The sequence below is a fragment of the Thalassiella azotivora genome (genome assembly GCF_054781695.1).
This window is the reverse complement of record NZ_BAAGTX010000021.1, coordinates 37,990-55,324: the sequence shown is the minus strand read 5'-3', so window position 1 is coordinate 55,324 and position 17,335 is coordinate 37,990. Positions and strand designations below refer to the sequence as shown.

The 17,335-nt window shown below is 74.7% G+C and carries 14 protein-coding genes and 1 tRNA gene; 9 read left to right on the top strand and 6 right to left on the bottom strand.

The features are described 5' to 3' along the window. Positions 1-136 precede the first annotated feature (136 nt). The 7 genes from ACYVQV_RS14790 (at position 137) to ACYVQV_RS14760 (ending at position 8,891) form a co-directional block, all read left to right on the top strand. A complete protein-coding gene (locus tag ACYVQV_RS14790; RefSeq protein WP_461024074.1) occupies positions 137-1,402 on the top strand; it encodes an aspartate kinase in 1,266 nt (421 codons plus the stop codon). A 47-nt stretch (positions 1,403-1,449) separates the two neighbouring features. Then, positions 1,450-2,508: an aspartate-semialdehyde dehydrogenase gene (locus tag ACYVQV_RS14785; protein WP_461024073.1), complete on the top strand. Its 1,059-nt coding sequence runs from the start codon at positions 1,450-1,452 to the stop codon at positions 2,506-2,508. Between the two features lie 110 nt (positions 2,509-2,618). Beyond that, positions 2,619-3,347 carry a hypothetical protein gene (locus tag ACYVQV_RS14780; RefSeq protein WP_461024072.1) on the top strand — a complete coding sequence of 243 codons (729 nt, stop codon included), beginning with the start codon at positions 2,619-2,621 and terminating at the stop codon, positions 3,345-3,347. Between the two features lie 153 nt (positions 3,348-3,500). Then, positions 3,501-4,391 carry a poly(ethylene terephthalate) hydrolase family protein gene (locus ACYVQV_RS14775; protein WP_461024071.1) on the top strand — a complete coding sequence of 297 codons (891 nt, stop codon included), beginning with the start codon at positions 3,501-3,503 and terminating at the stop codon, positions 4,389-4,391. Positions 4,392-4,695: 304 nt separating this feature from the next. Then, the gene (locus ACYVQV_RS14770; RefSeq protein WP_461024070.1) at positions 4,696-5,895 is read left to right on the top strand and encodes a GGDEF domain-containing protein; all 1,200 of its coding nucleotides are present in this window, start codon (positions 4,696-4,698) and stop codon (positions 5,893-5,895) included. A 263-nt stretch (positions 5,896-6,158) separates the two neighbouring features. Next, positions 6,159-6,722: a hypothetical protein gene (locus ACYVQV_RS14765; protein WP_461024069.1), complete on the top strand. Its 564-nt coding sequence runs from the start codon at positions 6,159-6,161 to the stop codon at positions 6,720-6,722. A gap of 6 nt (positions 6,723-6,728) precedes the next feature. After that, positions 6,729-8,891, top strand: a complete 2,163-nt coding sequence (locus ACYVQV_RS14760; protein ID WP_461024068.1) for a hypothetical protein — start codon at positions 6,729-6,731, stop codon at positions 8,889-8,891. A 174-nt stretch (positions 8,892-9,065) separates the two neighbouring features. Here ACYVQV_RS14760 and ACYVQV_RS14755 read toward each other — a convergent pair whose 3' ends face one another. The 3 genes from ACYVQV_RS14755 to ACYVQV_RS14745 all read right to left on the bottom strand — a co-directional run bounded on the left by ACYVQV_RS14755 (position 9,066) and on the right by ACYVQV_RS14745 (position 11,289). Further along, positions 9,066-10,022, bottom strand: a complete 957-nt coding sequence (locus ACYVQV_RS14755) for an NAD(P)-dependent alcohol dehydrogenase (RefSeq protein ID WP_461024106.1) — start codon at positions 10,020-10,022, stop codon at positions 9,066-9,068. Between the two features lie 120 nt (positions 10,023-10,142). Beyond that, a tRNA-Pro gene (locus ACYVQV_RS14750) sits at positions 10,143-10,216 on the bottom strand. Between the two features lie 83 nt (positions 10,217-10,299). Beyond that, complete coding sequence (locus tag ACYVQV_RS14745; RefSeq protein WP_461024067.1) at positions 10,300-11,289, bottom strand: metallophosphoesterase; 990 nt, start codon at positions 11,287-11,289, stop codon at positions 10,300-10,302. Here ACYVQV_RS14745 and ACYVQV_RS14740 point away from each other — a divergent pair. After that, positions 11,288-11,767, top strand: a complete 480-nt coding sequence (locus ACYVQV_RS14740; RefSeq protein WP_461024066.1) for a GatB/YqeY domain-containing protein — start codon at positions 11,288-11,290, stop codon at positions 11,765-11,767. The two genes, ACYVQV_RS14745 and ACYVQV_RS14740, sit on opposite strands and share 2 nt — an antisense overlap. Positions 11,768-11,899: 132 nt before the next feature. Here ACYVQV_RS14740 and ACYVQV_RS14735 read toward each other — a convergent pair whose 3' ends face one another. Further along, positions 11,900-14,356, bottom strand: a complete 2,457-nt coding sequence (locus ACYVQV_RS14735) for a penicillin-binding protein (RefSeq protein ID WP_461024065.1) — start codon at positions 14,354-14,356, stop codon at positions 11,900-11,902. 277 nt (positions 14,357-14,633) lie between these two features. Between ACYVQV_RS14735 and ACYVQV_RS14730 the strand changes: the two genes are divergently transcribed. Next, positions 14,634-14,990 (top strand): WhiB family transcriptional regulator, encoded by a 357-nt coding sequence (locus tag ACYVQV_RS14730; RefSeq protein WP_461024064.1) that lies wholly within the window; start codon positions 14,634-14,636, stop codon positions 14,988-14,990. A gap of 27 nt (positions 14,991-15,017) precedes the next feature. On the opposite strand, the gene ACYVQV_RS14725 is transcribed toward ACYVQV_RS14730, so the two are convergent. Both ACYVQV_RS14725 and ACYVQV_RS14720 read right to left on the bottom strand, forming a co-directional pair. Continuing rightward, positions 15,018-16,247: an ArsA family ATPase gene (locus tag ACYVQV_RS14725; protein ID WP_461024063.1), complete on the bottom strand. Its 1,230-nt coding sequence runs from the start codon at positions 16,245-16,247 to the stop codon at positions 15,018-15,020. Continuing rightward, the gene (locus ACYVQV_RS14720) at positions 16,244-17,269 is read right to left on the bottom strand and encodes an ArsA-related P-loop ATPase (RefSeq protein ID WP_461024062.1); all 1,026 of its coding nucleotides are present in this window, start codon (positions 17,267-17,269) and stop codon (positions 16,244-16,246) included. Before ACYVQV_RS14720 ends, ACYVQV_RS14725 begins: the two co-directional genes overlap by 4 nt. Between the last annotated feature and the right edge of the window lie 66 nt (positions 17,270-17,335).

Below are 17,335 nucleotides of genomic sequence, written 5' to 3'. Positions count from 1 at the left end.
TGCACGTCGCAGGTCTCGTCATCCGGATCCACGGCGGTGGCGGTCACGACGCTCGTTACCATCGACCCGCCCACCCGACCGCGGGTGGACGCGGCGCCGCACGGCGTCGTCCGGACGAGCCGCGCAGGGAGTCGACGTGAGCCTGGTCGTGCAGAAGTACGGGGGTTCCTCCGTCGCCGACGCCCAGGGCATCAAGCGGGTCGCCAAGCGGATCGTCGAGACCCGCAAGGCCGGTGACGACGTCGTCGTGGTCGTCTCGGCGATGGGTGACACGACCGACGAGCTGCTCGACCTCGCCCAGCAGGTCAGCCCGCTGCCCCCCGGCCGCGAGATGGACATGCTGCTGACCAGCGGCGAGCGCATCTCGATGGCCCTGCTCGCCATGGCGATCGCCAACCTCGGCCACGAGGCCCGGTCGTTCACCGGCAGCCAGGCCGGCGTCATCACCGACTCGGTGCACGGCAGGGCGCGGATCATCGACGTCACCCCCGGCCGGATCCAGCAGGCGCTCGGCGACGGCGCGATCGCGATCGTCGCCGGGTTCCAGGGCGTCAGCCAGGACAGCAAGGACATCACCACGCTCGGGCGCGGCGGGTCCGACACCACGGCCGTCGCGCTGGCCGCGGCGCTGGAGGCCGACGTCTGCGAGATCTACACCGACGTCGACGGGGTGTTCACCGCCGACCCGCGGATCGTGCCGTCCGCGCGCCGGCTCGACACCGTCACCTACGAGGAGATGCTCGAGCTCGCCGCGTCCGGGGCGAAGGTGCTCATGCTGCGCTGCGTCGAGTACGGCCGCCGGTACGGCGTCCCGATCCACGTGCGGTCCTCGTTCTCGCCCAAGCCCGGCACGATCGTCAGCGGTTCGATGGAGGACCTCAGCATGGAGCACGCGATCATCAGCGGTGTCGCCCACGACCGCAGCGAGGCCAAGCTCACCGTCGTCGGCGTGCCCGACGTCCCGGGCAAGGCCGCGCAGATCTTCGAGGCCGTCGCCGCCGCCGGGATCAACATCGACATGATCGTGCAGAACGTGTCGACCGCCGGGACGGGGCGCACCGACGTGTCGTTCACGCTGCCGATGGCAGACGGCGCCACCGCCGTGCAGACGCTGACCGCGCTGCAGGACGCCGCAGGGTTCGAGTCCATCGAGTACGACGACCAGATCGGCAAGCTCTCCCTCGTCGGCGCCGGCATGCGCAGCAACCCGGGGGTCTCGGCGCAGTTCTTCCAGGCGCTGTCCCAGGCAGGCATCAACATCGAGATGATCTCCACCTCGGAGATCCGGATCTCCGTGGTGACGCGCGCCGACTCCCTGGACGAGGCCGTGCGCGCCGTCCACACGGCGTTCGACCTGGACGCCGAGGGCGAGGCCGTCGTGTACGGCGGCACGGGCCGATGACCGACCGTCGGCCGGACGGCGGTGCGCCCCGGCCGACGCTCGCGGTGGTGGGCGCCACGGGCCTGGCCGGGACGACGCTGCTGTCCGTGCTGTCGACGCGGGCCGACGTCTGGGGGGAGATCCGGCTCGTCGCGTCGACCCGCTCCGCCGGACGGCGGATGAGCGTGCGCGGCGAGGAGCTGACCGTGCTGCCCCTGTCCGCCGAGGTGTTCGACGGGGTCGACGTGGCGATGTTCGACCTGCCCGACGCCGAGACGGCGCGGTGGGCGCCGGTCGCGGTCGAGCGCGGCGCGGTGGTCGTCGACAACTCCAGCGCCTACCGGATGGACCCGGACGTCCCGCTCGTCGCCCCCGACACCAACCCGGCGCAGGTCGCGAACCGGCCCAAGGGCATCGTGGCCAACCCCGGCAGCGTCACCCTCACCGTCCTGGACGCGCTGTGCACCCTGCACCGGCAGTGGGGGCTGACCGAGCTCGTCGTCACCGCCCACCTCGCCGCGTCGGGGGCCGGCGCCGGGCAGCGGGGGGTCGACCGGCTGCAGGCCGAGACGTCGGCCGTCGCCGGCCACGGCGGGCTCGGCCAGCGCCCGGGTGACGTGCGCAGCGCCGTCCGCGACCGGCTGGTGGACGCGCCGTCACCGTTCCCCGCGCCGCTCGCCCTCAACGTCGTCCCGTGGGTCGGGGAGGCCGAGGTCGGCGGGTGGTCCAGCGAGGAGCAGAAGGTGCGGCGGGAGCTGCGCAAGATCCTCGGCCTGCCGACCCTGCGGGTCACCGCCACCTGCGTGCGCGTCCCCGTCCTGACCGGCTACTCCGTGGCCGCGCACGCCCGGTTCCAGCGCGACCTGACGGTCGCCGAGGCGCGCCAGGCGCTCGTCGAGGCGCCCAGCGTCGTGGTGCTCGACGACGTCGACGGCCGCGAGTTCCCCACCCCCGCGGACGTCGTCGGGTCCGACCCGGTGTTCGCCGGCCGGTTCCGCCAGCCCGACGACGAGCCCGACGCGCTCGCGTTCTTCGTGTGCGGGGACAACCTGCGCCGCGGCGCGGCCCTGAACACGGCCCGGGTCGGGGAGCTGGTCGCGGCCGACCTCGCGCTGCCCGTCGCCTGACCGCTGCGGGGTCGCCGGCGCGGACGGCACCGTCCCGGGGGGTCGCCACGCGGGCGGATCAGGCGCACACTGGTCGGCGTCGGTCCCGGCGGAGCGGGCAGGTGATGGCGGTGCGGGTGCAGCGAGCACGTCGACGCAACGAGCCGGACGGCGTCCCCGACGGCGTCCCCGTGCTGTCCCGCGGGCGGCACCGGTCACCTCGCAAGGGCGCGTGCTTCATGGAGCTCGCCGGCTACCTGGCGGGTGAGCGGTGGAGCGACCACCCGGCGTGCACCCACCCGCTGCTCGCTGGCCTGGCCCGGTGCGTCAACGACGTGACCACGGACGCCGGCCGGTGGCGGCTGGGCGCGCTCGTGCCGGCCGTGATCGGCCTGACGAGCGACGACCCGCACGTCGACCCGCGGCTGGCGCTGCTGTGTGCGCGGACGGCCCTGCCGGTGGTGTCGGTCGAGCGGCAGCGCGCCCTGGCGGTCGGGCTGCTGTCCTGCGAGCGCCGGCTCGCCCACCTCGACGGGCGCGACCCGGGGCACCTGGAGCCCGCGAGCCGCGCGGCGCTGGACGCCGTCCCGGACGCCGCGGTGTGGGCGGCCCGGTTCAGCCGCGACGTCAGCCCGGGGACGGCCACGGGGTTCCACCGGCACGCGGCACCGCGGATCGTGCGGTGCGCCACCCAGGGGATCGCGCTGGCGTGCGTGCCCGACCCCGACGCGGTGCTGCGCGACCTGCTCGAGGCGGGGATCGCCGAGGTCCGGGCGTGGGCCGCCGGGCCGCCCGTCGCGGTGGACGAGGGGTCGTGGGCGGACGCCGTCCGGCTGACGCGGGAGCGCGTGGCCGGGTGAGCCGCTGACGCGGCGGCCGACCGCGTCGACGGCCGGTCCCCGCTGGGTCGGGGCGGCGGGAACGGGCTCGGACCCGTGGTTCCACCGATGCGTGGACCCTCGGCCGGGTGGTGGCATGACGCGTCCCGTCCACCTCACCCACCTGAGGACCTCATGAGCACGCTCACTGCCACCACCCGCCGCTCCACCCGCCGCCTCGCGCAGCTCGCGGCCGGTGCCGTCGTCGCCTCCACCGCCCTCGTCGGCGGGTCGCTGCCCGCGCACGCCGCCAACCCCTATGAGCGCGGCCCGGCGCCGACGGAGGGCAGCATCGAGGCGCGCACCGGCCCGTTCCGGGTCGCCACCGAGAGCGTGTCGTCGTGGACCGCCCGCGGCTTCGGCGGCGGCACCATCTACTACCCGACGGACACCAGCCAGGGCACCTTCGGCGTGGTCGCCGTCTCCCCGGGCTTCACCGCCGGGGAGTCCTCGATCGCCTGGCTCGGCGACCGGATCGCCTCGCAGGGCTTCGTCGTCATCACGTTCGACACGAACTCCCGGTACGACCAGCCGGGCAGCCGCGCCGACCAGCTCCAGGCCGCGCTCGACCACGTGACCCAGCGCAGCGGCGTCCGCAACCGCGTGGACGCCAACCGCCAGGCCGTGATGGGTCACTCGATGGGTGGTGGCGGCTCCCTGGAGGCGTCGACCGAGCGCCGCACCCTGCGGGCGTCGGTGCCACTCACGCCGTGGCACACCACGAAGCGGTTCACGGTGTCCACCCCCCAGCTGATCGTCGGCGCGGAGAACGACTCGGTCGCCTCGGTGCGCAGCCACGCCATCCCGTTCTACGAGAACCTGCCGTCCACCACGAGCCGGGCCTACCTGGAGCTGGACGGCGCCAGCCACTTCGCGCCCAACACCTCCAACACCACCATCGCGAAGTTCTCCATCAGCTGGCTGAAGCGGTTCGTCGACGACGACACCCGCTACTCGCAGTTCCTCACCGGTGGTCCCAACCGGGACGACGACACCTCCGACTGGCGCACGGGCGGCGCGCTCTGACACGCCGTCACTGATCCGTCGTCCTTGACGCGGGGTCCCTGACCTCGGCGGCCGGCTCCCGGACCCGCGACTCCGACGAACACGCCGTGCGGCGATCGAGCCGCACGGCGTGTTCGTCCGTCTTGCGGCGGAAGCGAGTGCGGTGTCTCACCTATGCCGGGCGCCGAGGAACGCTCCGCCGACGCGGGTACCTGCCGATGGGCAGTGGTAGCGGCCGGCCGGGGCCCGACGCCGGTGCCGACGAGACGGCCGAGGACAGGTGGCGACGCGGATGACGGCACGGAGGCAGCCCCCTGGCGCGCGTGTGGGCAGCGTTCGAGACGCGGCGTCGCGTCTGCTCAAGGTCAGGCACCCCGACCCGCGGACGCGCCGGCGCGGACGGGTCCTCATCATCGTCGCCGCCACCAGCGTCGCCGTGTTCGTCCTGACGTCCGTCGCGCTGGTCGCGGTGCTGCCGGACTGGCCGCTCGCGCTGGTCCTGCTCGCCGGCATGGGACTGGCCAACATCGGCTCGATCGCACTCGCCCGGGCCGGGAGGGTGACCGCGGCCGCCGTGGTGCTCGTGTCCCTGACGTTCCTCGGCCCGGTCGGTGGCGTGCTCGCCGAGGGCCACGCCTCCAACTCGCCGCTCTTCCTCGTCTCGCTGGTGCTCCTGGCCGGGATGACCCTGCCGCCACGGGCGCTACCGGTGGCGCTGTTCACCATGTTCCTGGGGACGCTCACCATCCCGCTCGTGGTGGGCGGCCGGACGGAACCGGTCGGGTACGTCGAGCTCCTGTCGCTGACGACGGTCATCGCGACGTTCGCCGCGCTCATCGCCTCCGTGAACAACTGGGTGATGAACCGGTCCTTCGACGAGGCGGAGGAGCTCACCGCCGCCCTGCGGCGGGCGAACTCCGACCTGGAGACCCGGGTCGACGAGCGCACTGCCGAGCTGGCCACGGCACTCGCGCGGGCGCGGCGCCTGGCCGACCAGCTCGCGGAGCTGTCTGCCCGCGACCCGCTGACCGGCCTGTACAACCGGCGCCGTCTCGACGCGGAGCTGGACGGCGTCGCCGCGGACGTCCCCGGAGGCTCGCACCTGTCGCTGGCGCTGGCCGACCTCGACGACTTCAAGCGCGTCAACGACACGCTCGGGCACCACGTCGGTGACGTCGTCCTGCAGCGCGTCGCGGCCGCCCTGCTGAACGGCTGCCGTGAGACCGACGTGGTCGCGCGCACGGGCGGCGAGGAGTTCGTGCTGCTCATGCCCAGCACGCACCTCGACGAGGCGGTCGCCTGCTGCGAGCGGCTGCGCGCCGAGGTCGCCCGGTTGTCCTTCGACGACGTCGCGCCCGGCCTGCGGATGACCGTGAGCATCGGGGTGACGAGCAGCAGCCCCGCCAGTGCCTCGGGTGAGCAGCGCCAGGCGCTGCTGTCGCGCGCGGACGAGATGCTGTACGCCGCGAAGCGCGCGGGCAAGGACCGGGTGCTGTCGTGCACGTGGGAGCCGGTCGACGCCTGACCCTCCCGGGGCCGCGAGTCCGACGGACACGCCGTGCGGCTCGATCGCCCCGCGGCGTGTCCGTCCGACTCGGCGGCGGGTGAGGGAGCGCGCCGGCGGCTGGGTGAGGTGCCCGAGACGCTGTCCGTTCGGGTAGCGGGCCCCCGCCGGAGGTGCCGAGCGGGGCGGGTGCGCTCCTACGGTGGTTCGGCGCCGCGAACGGAGCGCGGCGCGAGCTCACCACAGATCGGCGTGCTGCGATGCCACCCCCGACACGACGGCCCGTGGTCCGGGAGGGAGCGGACGCGGGGGCCCGTGAGGCGGCCCGTGGGCCGGCCGCGCCACGCGGGGGAGCACGGCCTGCGTCGGCCGTCGGCCCGGGTGGGGCGGGCAACCGCGCCCTGACCACGGCCCTGACCCCGGGGCTGACCTCGGGGCTGACCGCGGGGGTGGGCGCACCGGGACCCGGTGCCGTCCCCGCCGTCGCGGTGGCTGCGGTCGCGGGGGCGGCGGGCAACACCGCCGCGGCGGGCCTCGCCGCCCCCGGACGGCAGGAGCCGCCGCTCACCCTCCCCGACGGCCGGACGGTCCCGAGCGGAACCGAGGCGCAGCGGCTGCTCGTGCACGGGCTCGTCGTCGACGGCGGGCTCGCGGCCGCGGAACGCCTCGTGGACGACGTCCGGCGGCACGCCCGGTCCCTGCGCGACGAGGCCGACGCGGCCGAGGTCTTCGCCGACCAGGTCGCGAGGTACGGCGCGCCACCGGCCGGCGTGCCGTGGAGCCCGCAGATGGTCGAGGAGGCACAGCAGGAGCTGGTCCGGCTGGACGAGGCGGAGGCGGGCCTGTGAGCCCACGTGGAGGCGACCCGCGGTCGGCACGACGCCTTCCGGCAGCTGGTCGCGGACGCGACCGCCCTGCGTCTGGAGGGCAACAGGGAGGCGCTGGCGGCGTGGCGGTCGTACGTGCGCGACCAGCTCTCGCCACGCCAGCTGGAGGACCAGGTGGCCGTGGAGCGCGAGCGGTCCCTCATCGCCACCGCCGCGTCGGGGCCGCGGCCCGGCGTCGCCCTCCCGGCGCTGGAGCGACGCTCCCGGCAGACCAGCTGGGCGCTGCGCGGCGTGGAGGAGCGGGTGGCCGAGAACCTCATCGGTGGGGGCTGCCAGTACTGCCACGAGGTGCAGCGGGCGATCAGCTTCGAGTACGACCACCCGGAGCTCTCCCAGCCCACGAGCACCCCCGGGGAGATGCTCGAGCGGGTCCTCGCGGCCGAGCGGACGGACCCCACGCCGCTGCCCGACTTCCTCGACGCGGCTCCGAGCACGGGACTGGACCCCGCCGCGCTGACCGGCTACCCCGGGGTCAGCGCCCAGGCCGCCGCCGTCGAGGCCGTCCGGCCGGTGCTCCGTCAGCTCGGGGACGACGGGTTCAAGGTCCTCGGGCCGGAGATCACCCGCGGTCGGCTCTCGGGCCCCGAGCTGCTGGCCGCCGTCGAGGGGGCCATCGAGACCCGGCGCACCAACTTCGCGCTGCTCGCGGCCCGCACCCGCCTCCCCGGGTTCGACTACCTGCTCCCGCGTCCGGTCCTGCGCGAGCTGCTGCCGCTCGCCGGCCCGGACGTCCGTCGGATGGTGCAGGACGACCTCACCCGCGCGGCCGAGGACGCCGAGGCCGAGTCGCTGGTCGTCGGCGTCGCGAGCGTCGGTGCGCTGCTGCTGACGATCTTCCCGCCGACGTCCGCGCTCGGGCTCGCCCTGGACGTCGGCCTCGCCGCGTACGGGGTGGCGCAGGGGTTCGAGGCGTACGAGCAGGGCGCCACGCTCAGCCTCGGCGTCGGCTCCACGGTGCTCGACCCGGCGCAGCAGGAGGCGGCGCACGGGTTGATGGCGATGGGGGCGCTGAACGTCGTGCTCAGCGCGGTCGGGGGGACCGTGTCGGGGCTGCAGGCGGTGCGGATGGTGCGGGTCGGCAGGGGCGCCGACGCCGTCCTCGAGGCGGTCGAGGCCCGGACGTCGGCCCAGCGCATCACCGTCAGCGACCTCAACACGAGCCGGCCGCGGGCCACGGTCACGGACGCGGACGGTGACGTCGTGCTCACCGGGTACCTGGACGAGCTCGCGCTCGGAGGTCCTGGCGGTGCACCCCGGGCGGCAGGAGGCGGGGGCGGCGGTGGCGGCGGTGGTCCGGCGGCCCCCGGCGGGGGCGCCGCCGGGGGTGTCCCCGGCCGCGTCCCGGACCTCCTCGACCTGCAGCAGGCCTCCGCGCTGCGCCAGCAGGCCGGCCGCCTGCAGGCGAGGGCCGCGCAGTACGAGGCGGACGCGGTCGACGCCGTCCTCCGGGGTCGCCCGGACCGGGCCATGACCTTCCGCCGGCTGGCCGAGGAGGCCGACGAGCTGGCCCGGGCGCGGTCCGCCCTCGCCGAGGAGTACCGGTCCGGCCGCCGCTCCGCACGCGCCGAGCTGCCCGGACCCGAGGACCTCGACCGGCTCTGGGAGGGCGCGGAGGGCTCCCTGGGCCCGGCCGCGAGCAGCGGGAACCTCGCCCGGATACCCCTCAGCGCCGCGGAGCGGGACCCCTCGGCCCTCGTCCGGCTCTCCCGGGAGCTCATGACCAGCAGCAGCGGGAACCGGGTGGTCTACCGCGTCGACGGGGGAGGCAGCCGGGCGCTGCTGACCGTCGACGGGGCCGGGAACGTCTCCGTGGCGCACGGGCGCACCATCGACCTGAACTTCGGGTCCCCGGAACGCGCGTACGAGTTCCTCAGCAAGCCCACGAAGGGTGGTGAGGGCGCGCGGCTCGTCCGGTTCGAGGTCTCCGAGGAGTGGGTGCGGTCCCTGCGCTCCGGGGCGGTGCCGGAGGGCGCCGGGCGGCTCGGGCGCACCCACCCCCAGCTCGTGGACGTCAAGTACGCCGACGACCAGATCAAGGTGCCCGGGTCCCTCACCCACGAGCTCGAGGACTTCATCATCCCGGGCAGCGGACGGGAGGTCGTCGTGGACAGCCTCAAGCCCGGTCAGTGAGAGGTGACCGGCACGGGTCGTCGCCGCCTCCCGGCCCGCGAGTCCGGCGAACACGCCGTGCCGCTCGATGACCGCACGGCGTGTTCGTCCGTCTCGGCGGGGTGCTGCGACCGCGGGGCAGGAGGGGGCGGGGGGATCGGGGTGGGACGGGGCGGAGGGCGGACGGGGGGAGGGTCAGGAGGCGAGGACGACGACCTTGCCGAGGGCCCTGCCCTCGCCGACGTGGGCGAGCGCCTCGGGCACCTCGTCCAGGGTGTACGTCCGCTCGACGTGGACGGCGACCTCACCGGCAGCGCACAGGTCCGCGAGCGGCTCGAAGTGGGCGGGGCCCTCGCGGACGGCGAGGACGCCGATCGACCGCCCCGTCACCCGGCCCACCGCCCACCCCGCGGTGAGCACCCGCAGCAGCGTCGGCACCGAGCCGCCGACGCACCGGTACGTCCCCCCGGGTGCGAGCGCTCGCCGGTAGGCCAGGACGGACCGGTGCGCGACGAGGTCGAGGACCAGGTCGTACGGCCGCCCGCTGCGGGTGAAGTCGTACCGTCGGTAGTCGACGACCTCGTCCGCGCCGACCGAGCGCATGAAGTCGAGCTTGGACGCGTTGTCGACGCCGGTCACGTGGGCGCCTGCCCGCTTGGCCAGCTGGATCGCGAAGGACCCGGACCCACCTCCCGCGCCGTTGACCAGCACGCGGTGACCCGCGGTCGCGGACGCCGTGCCCTGCAGGGCGATCGCTCCGGCCTGCGGGACGGTGGACGCCTCGACGAACGACAGGCCGGCCGGCTTGGGGGCGAGAGCCGCCTCCGGCGCGACCGCGTACTCCGCGAACCCGCCCTTCAGTGCGAGGTTGTCGCCGTACACCTCGTCCCCCGGCCGGAAGCGGGTGACGCCCGCGCCGACCTCGTCGACGACGCCCGCGACGTCCGATCCGAGGACGTGGCGGGCCGGTGACCGCAGACCGCCGATCCGCGCGTACGCCGGGGAGCCGCGCAGGCCCTCCCAGTCGGACAGGTTCACCGAGGTGGCGACGACGCGCAGGCGCACCTGGCCGGGTCCGGGGACGGGGACCGGGACGTCCTCGACCGTCAGGACGTCCGGTGGCCCGTAGCGGTCGTAGGTGACGGCCTTCATGCGACTCGCTGCGGTCCCGGGCACCGCGGCAGCGTAGCCACGTGAGCGCGTCGGAGACGCAGGAACCCGGACCCACAGTCGTGGGTCCGGGTTCCTCGACGTCCTGCGGACGTCACGCGGTCGGGGTGACAGGATTTGAACCTGCGGCCTCTTCGTCCCGAACGAAGCGCGCTACCAAGCTGCGCCACACCCCGGTGGAGCGGGGACAGCCTAGCCGAGCACCCGGCCCGCCACGAAACCGGTAGCCGGCCGGGGGACGGGTCGCTGCGGCGGCGGGTCAGGACGTGGTGGCTGCGTCCCGCCCGACGAGGGTGAGCAGGGTGGCCTCCGGCGGGCACGCGAACCGGATCGGCGCGTACGGCGACGTGCCGAGACCTGCTGACACGTGCAGCCACGTCGACGTCCCGTCAGGGCCGGCGCCGGACCCGCGGCGCGCGGTGCGCTCGCCCCGGCGGTCCGGCACGTGCCAGCGGTGCAGGCCCTTGGCGTAGCGGCGCGGCAGGTCGCAGTTCGTGACGAGCGCCCCCACGCCGGGGACGGCGACCTGGCCGCCGTGCGTGTGCCCGGCGAGGACGAGGTCCGCCCGGTCGGCCGTCATGGCGTCGAGCACGCGCAGGTACGGCGCGTGGGTGACGCCGAGGGTGAGGTCCGCCGCCGGGTCGGCCGGCCCGGCGACGTCCAGGTACCGGTCGCGCCGCAGGTGCGGGTCGTCGACGCCGACGAGGTCGACCCGGCGGCCGTCCACGGTGAGGGTGGCGCGCGCGTTCGTCAGGTCCGCCCACCCGGCGGCGGTCAGCGCGCCCGTGAGCTCCTCCGTGGGCAGGCGGGGGGCGGTCGCACGCACCCGGGACGGTCCTCCGAGGTACCCGAGCGGGTTCTTCGCCAGGGGGCCGAAGTAGTCGTTGCTGCCGAGGACGAACGCGCCGGGCAGGTCGAGCAGCGGGCGCAGCGTCCGGACGACGGCCGGGACGGCGTGCAGGTGCGCGAGGTTGTCGCCGGTGTCGACGACCAGGTCGGGCTCCAGCGCCGCCAGCCCGGCGACCCACGCCACCTTCGACTCCTGGTGCGGGGTCATGTGCAGGTCGGACAGGTGCAGCACCCGCAGCGGCGCGGCCCCGGGGGCGAGCACGGGGGCGGTGACGCGGCGCAGCCGGAACGACCTCACCTCGTACCCGGCCGCCCAGGCCAGGGCGCCGGCGCCCGCCAGCGCGCACCCGGCGGTAACTCGGGTGAGGGCACGGCGGCGGGTGGAGGACACTGGCGGCATGGTGACCACCGAAGCACATCTGAAGGACCGCATGCGCGCCGACCTCACCGAGGCCATCCGCGGGCGCGACGAGCTCACCGCCGCCACGCTGCGGATGGTGCTGACCGCCGTCCAGGTCGCCGAGGTCGCCGGCAGCGAGGCGCGCCAGCTCAGCGACGACGAGGTGCAGGCCGTGCTGCGCAGCGAGGCCAAGAAGCGCCGCGAGGCCGCCGAGGCGTTCGCGGGGGCGGGGCGGGCCGAGTCGGCCGAGCGCGAGCGGGCCGAGGAGCAGGTGATCGAGCGCTACCTGCCGGCGCAGATGGACGACGGGACGCTGGCGGCCCTCGTCGCCGAGGAGGTCGCGAAGGCCGCGGAGGCCGGTCGGACCGGGATGGCGGCGATGGGCTCGGTGATGGGCGCCGTGAAGCCGCGCGTCGGCCAGCAGGCCGAGGGTGGCCGGGTCGCGGCCGAGGTCAGGCGGCAGCTCGCGAGCGGCTGACGGCGAGCCTCACCCCGGACGGGAACGGCCCGGTGACGTCCTCGCGGACGTCACCGGGCCGTTCCGTGTGTCCCACCGGACCGCTCGTCTCGTCGGGCCGGCCAGGGGGAGCGGGCCGACGGGCCGGTGCGGTCAGTCGTCACCGGGCGGGTCGATGGGGACGACGCCGGGCTGGCCCGGTCCGCCGCCCGGGCCACCCCCGCCACCACCGGGGCCTCCCGGCGGCTCGGGCTGGCCGCCGCCGCCACCGCCGCCGCCTCCACCGCCGCCTCCACCGCCGCCACCGCCGCTGACGAGCAGCGTGATGGTGCTGCCGGGGCTGACGGACGAGCCGGGGCCCGGTTCGGTCGCCGCCACGCGGCCGCGCGGGACCTGGGAGCCGATGGTGCCGCCGACCCGGACGCTGAACCCGGCGCCCTCGAGGCGCTGCTCGGCGTCCTCCAGGGAGCGGCCGACGACGTCGGGGACGCGGGTCCGCTCGCCGTACTGGACGCGGTCGCTCGGGTCGGCGAAGTCCTGCACCGGCACCCCGGCGTGGACCCGCTCCATGTAATCGCTCCAGATCGGCGCGGAGAGCGTGCCGCCGTACATCCGCCGGTAGGTCTGGCCGTTGATCGTCGCGCCGTTGAGCGACCGGCTCTCGTTCGAGTAGCCGAGCCACACGGCGGTGGCGACCTGCGGCGTGTACCCGACGAACCAGGTCGCCCAGCTGCTGTTGGTCGTGCCGGTCTTGCCGGCGGCCGGGCGGCCGATGCCCTGCCCGCGGGCGGTCCCGCGGATCAGGGTGTTCTCCAGGGCCGACGTCACGCCGTTAGCGACGTCGGGCGTCAGCGCCGCGGCGCAGTCGCTGGACGGGACCTCGAGGGCGGTACCGGCGGCGTCCGTCACGCTGACGATCGCGGTCGGCTTGCAGAACTGACCCTGCGCGGCGAAGGCGGCGAACGCGCCGGCCATCGACAGGGGGGCGACCTCCTGCGACCCGAGGACCATCGACGGGTACGGGTCGATCTCCGTGCCGTTCTCACCTTCGACCTGAGACCGGTAGACCCCGAGCGAGTGCGCGGTGTCCCGGATCTCGCACAGGTCGAGGTCTAGCGCCATGTTGGCGTAGGCCGAGTTCACCGACCGGTACGTTCCTTCGAGCACGGAGATGGACCCGGACGTGTCGCCGTCACCGGCGTTGCGGACGTTCCAGACCTTCCCCGGGGCGTTGATCTCCTGACCGCAGCGCCGAAAGTTGGACTCGGGGTAGGCGCCCTCCCGCGTGCCGACACGCTCGTTGAGGGACTTGCCGGCCTTCAGCCAGGTGGCGAGCACGATCGGCTTGAACGTCGAGCCGGGCTGGAACCCGCGCGAGCCGCCGTACTCGTAGCTCGTGTTGTAGTTGATCGACGTCGTGCCCGGTGTGCCGTCCTGGCGCGGGTTGTACCACCGGTTCTGGGCCATCGCGAGGATGTGACCCGTGCCCGGCTGGACCGACACGATCGACCCGGCGACGCCGGACCCCTCGTTCGGCGGCACCTCGGTGTGGATCTCCTGGTGCGCGGCCGCCTGCATCGTCGGGTTCAGCGTCGTGGTGATCGTCAGGCCACCGCGGTACAGCATCCGCAGCCGGTCCTCGCGGGTGTCGCCGAACGTGGCGTCGTTGAGCAGCACCTTGGTGACGTAGTCGCAGAAGAACGCCGCCGAGCCGGCCTGCTCGCAGCCGTTCTGCGTGTCCTGGACCTTGACGTGCGCCTCGAGGGGGACGGCGACCGCCTCGTCGTGCTCCGCCTGCGTGACCATCCCGAGCTCGAGCATCCGTGCCAGGACGACGTTGCGCCGCTCCAGTGCGTTCTGGGGGTTCTGGGCGGGGTCGTAGCGGGTGGGGGACTGCAGCATCCCGGCGAGCAGCGCGGCGTCCGGCAGGGTCAGCTCGGCCGCGCTCTTGGAGAAGAAGTGCCGCGCCGCGGTCTCGACCCCGTACTGCCCGTCGCCGAAGAGGGCGATGTTCAGGTAGTTCTGGAGGATCTCGTCCTTCGTCAGCCGCTGCTCGGCGGAGATCGCGAGCTTGATCTCCCGGAGCTTGCGGCCGGTGTCGGGGTTCTGCAGCGCCTGCTGGGCCTCGACGTCGCCGTCCTGGATGGCCTTCTCGAGCAGGACGTTCTTGACCCACTGCTGGGTGAGGGTGGAGGCGCCCTGGGTGTCACCGCCGGAGGCGTTGTTCACCACCGCGCGCATGATCCCCTTGGGGTCGGCGCCGTGGTGCTCGTAGAAGCGGGAGTCCTCGATCGCGAGCACCGCTTGCCGCATGACGGGGGAGACGCTGCTCAAGGGCACGGAGATGCGGTTCTCGTAGAAGAACGTCGCCATCGGCGTGCCGTCGGCGTACAGGATGCGAGACTGCTGCGACAGCGGGCCGGCCTCGAGCTCCTCCGGCAGCGAGTCGAAGAAGTCCACGCTGTTGCGGGCGAGCGTGCCGGAGACGCCGACGGCAGGCATCAGCAGGCCGGCGCCCAGCACCCCGGCGACGACGGCGGTCGCGACGAAGCCCGCGAGCAGCGAGAAGGCGCGCCCGACGTCGCGGACGCGGTCAGAGGATCCACCCATGTCGGTCAGCGTACGTGCTGGGTGCCGGACGGCTGGCTGCTCGACGCCGGATCGTCACGGATCTGCACATGCTGTTCACCCAGCGTGCTGAAGTGGGCCTCGGGTGGCGGTGACTAGTCACCGGTGACTACGCCCAAATGGTCCGATCGCCCCTTACCACCTCAGGACCGCGCCCGTAGCGTCGATGGGGCTACCAGGACCGTCCGGGTGCCTGGGGCGGGGGGTGGCCAGCAACCGCGGCCACGCGACGCAGGGGGGTGTGGTGATGGAGGGTCGCATGACCGCGACGTCGACGCAGTGGGCCGAGCGCGGAGCCTGTCGCGCGAGCGACCCGGACGCGCTGTTCGTCCAGGGGGCCGCGCAGAACCGGGCGAAGACCGTCTGCCTGGGTTGCCCGGTGCGCACCGAGTGCCTGGCCGACGCCCTGGACAACCGGGTCGAGTTCGGCGTGTGGGGCGGGATGACCGAGCGCGAGCGACGCGCCCTGCTCAAGCGCCGCCCGAACGTCCAGTCGTGGCGCCGTCTCCTGGAGACCGCGCGCCACGAGCACGAGCGCGCCGTGCTGCGGCAGGACGCCGCCGTCTCGCAGGTGCCGGCGCAGCGCACCTCCGTGGACGTCGTCCGCTCGGCCTGAGGGCGCGAGGCGTCCGGGCCGGTCGGCTCAGACGCCGGAGGCCAGGTCCGCCGCGACGGACCGCAGGCCCTCGAGGTCGTGCACGTCGCCCGGGCGTACGGGAACCTGCGCGACCGGGACACCGGGGTGGGCGGCGAAGAACCGGCCCGCGACGGACTGCTCGCGGGCGATCCGGTGCATCCGGTGGGCGTGCAGCCGCAGCAGCCCCGCGGTCACCGGGTGGCCGCCGCCGTCCTCGAGCTGCTCCTCCAGCTGCTCGGCGCCCGCCGTCGCCCGCTCGGCGGTCAGCGTCGGCACCGGGGTGGTCTGCACCCGGTTGAGCACCAGCCCGGCCAGCGGCATCTTCTCCGCCCCCAGCCGCTCGACGAAGTAGGACGCCTCGCGCAGTGCGTCGGGGTCGGGGGAGGCGACGACGAGGAACGCGGTGCCGTCGTCCTGCAGCATCGAGTACGTCGCCTCGGCGCGCTCGCGGAACCCGCCGAACATCGTGTCCATCGCCGCCACGAACGTCTGGACGTCGTTGAGCACCTGGGCGCCGAGCAGCTTCGTCATGATCCCGGTGACCCCGCCGACCACGGACGTGAACGTCCTCACGTACGCGCGGCCGCCGGCCTTCGCCGGGGCCATCAGCAGCCGGATGAACCGCCCGTCGAGGAAGGACCCGAGCCGCCGCGGCGCGTCGAGGAAGTCCAGGGCGGACCGGCTCGGCGGGGTGTCCACGACGACCAGGTCCCACGGGTGCGACCCGTCCCCGCCCGGCACGGACGCGGTCGCGCGCAGCTGCCCGAGCTTCTCCATCGCCATGTACTCGCTGGTGCCCGCGAACGACGAGGACATCGCCTCGTAGAACGGGTTCGCCATGATCTGCGCGGCCTTGTCGGGGGTGGCGTGCGCCTCCACCACCTCGTCGAAGGTGCGCTTCATGTCCAGCATCATCGCGTCGAGGCTGCCGCCGGCCGAGGTGTCGACCCCCGCCACCGGCCGGGGCGTGTTGTCCAGCGACTCCAGACCCATCGACTGCGCCAGCCGGCGGGCCGGGTCGATCGTCAGGACGACGACCCGCCGCCCGCGCTCGGCCGCCCGGACAGCCAGCGCCGCGGCGGTCGTGGTCTTGCCGACCCCGCCGGAGCCGCAGCACACGAGGATCGACGTGGCCCGGTCGTCGAGCAGGTCGTCCACGGCCAGCGCGTGCGAGCTGCGGGCGGTGCGGGTGCCCGTGCCCGGGGTGCCCGTGGGCCGGCTGCTCGGCGCGCTCACGCCATCCCCTGCTCGCACAGGGACTCCGCCAGCTCGTACAGGCCGCCGAGGTCCACCCCGCCGGACAGCAGCGGCAGCTCGTACAGCGGGGTGCCGAGCCCCTGCAGGGTGCCCCGCTCCTGCTGCTGCAGGGCGACCCGCTCGGCGTGCTCGGCGGCCTCGGTCAGCAGCCCGTCGACCATCCGGGTCCCCGGCTGCGACGCCTTCACCACGCCCGCCGCGACCAGCCCCTCGCGCACGCCGGCGGCGTCCAGCTCGCCGCGGCCGGCGGCCGCCAGGGCGTCCGCGGGCAGCAGCTCCTCACGCACCTGGTTGACGACGACGGCGCCGACCGGCAGACCCGCCCGCTCCAGCTCGGCGACGCCGTCGCAGGTCTCCTGCACCGGCATCTCCTCGAGCAGCGTGACGAGGTGGACGGCCGTCGCTGGGGAGCGCAGCACCCGCATGATCGAGTCCGCCTGGTTGCGGATCGGCCCCACCCGGGCGATCCCGGAGACCTCGGTGTTGACGTTGAGGAACCGCGTGATCCGGCCCGTCGGCGGCGCGTCGAGCACCACCGCGTCGTACACCGGCCGGCCGCGCTCGGTGCGCTTGACCGCCTCGTAGACCTTCCCCGTCAGCAGGACGTCGCGCAGGCCCGGTGCGACGGTCGTGGCGAAGTCGACCGCGCCGAGCTTGTCGAGGACCCGGCCCGCGCGCTTGCCGAGCGTGTAGAAGATCTCCAGGTACTCCATCAGCGCCGCGCGCGGCTCGACCGCCAGCGCGTACAGCTCGCCGCCGTCCGGCGCGACCGCCACCGACCGCTCCTCGTACGGCAGCGGCGGGACGTCGAACAGCCGGGCGATGCCCTGCCGGTCCTCCACCTCGCACAGCAGCGTGCGGCGTCCGTGGGAGGCCAGCGCGAGCGCCAGCGCCGCGGCGACCGTCGTCTTGCCCGTGCCGCCCTTGCCGGTCACCACGTGCAGCCGGACACCCTCGTACGGGGTGTCCGACAGGTCGGGACGGCGGCGGGACGGCGGCACGCTTGGAGCGTAGTGAGCGCCGCGGGCCGCTGCCCGTCGGAGCCGGTCGCCCACCGCGGCTAGGGT

Coding starts and splice junctions, on each gene's coding strand:
- ACYVQV_RS14775 (WP_461024071.1), top strand. CDS start 3,501: ATGAGCACGCTCACTGCCACCACCCGCCGCTCCACCCGCCGCCTCGCG.
- ACYVQV_RS14755 (WP_461024106.1), bottom strand. CDS start 10,022: ATGAAGGCCGTCACCTACGACCGCTACGGGCCACCGGACGTCCTGACG.
- ACYVQV_RS14740 (WP_461024066.1), top strand. CDS start 11,288: ATGGTGACCACCGAAGCACATCTGAAGGACCGCATGCGCGCCGACCTC.
- ACYVQV_RS14745 (WP_461024067.1), bottom strand. CDS start 11,289: ATGCCGCCAGTGTCCTCCACCCGCCGCCGTGCCCTCACCCGAGTTACC.
- ACYVQV_RS14735 (WP_461024065.1), bottom strand. CDS start 14,356: ATGGGTGGATCCTCTGACCGCGTCCGCGACGTCGGGCGCGCCTTCTCG.
- ACYVQV_RS14730 (WP_461024064.1), top strand. CDS start 14,634: ATGACCGCGACGTCGACGCAGTGGGCCGAGCGCGGAGCCTGTCGCGCG.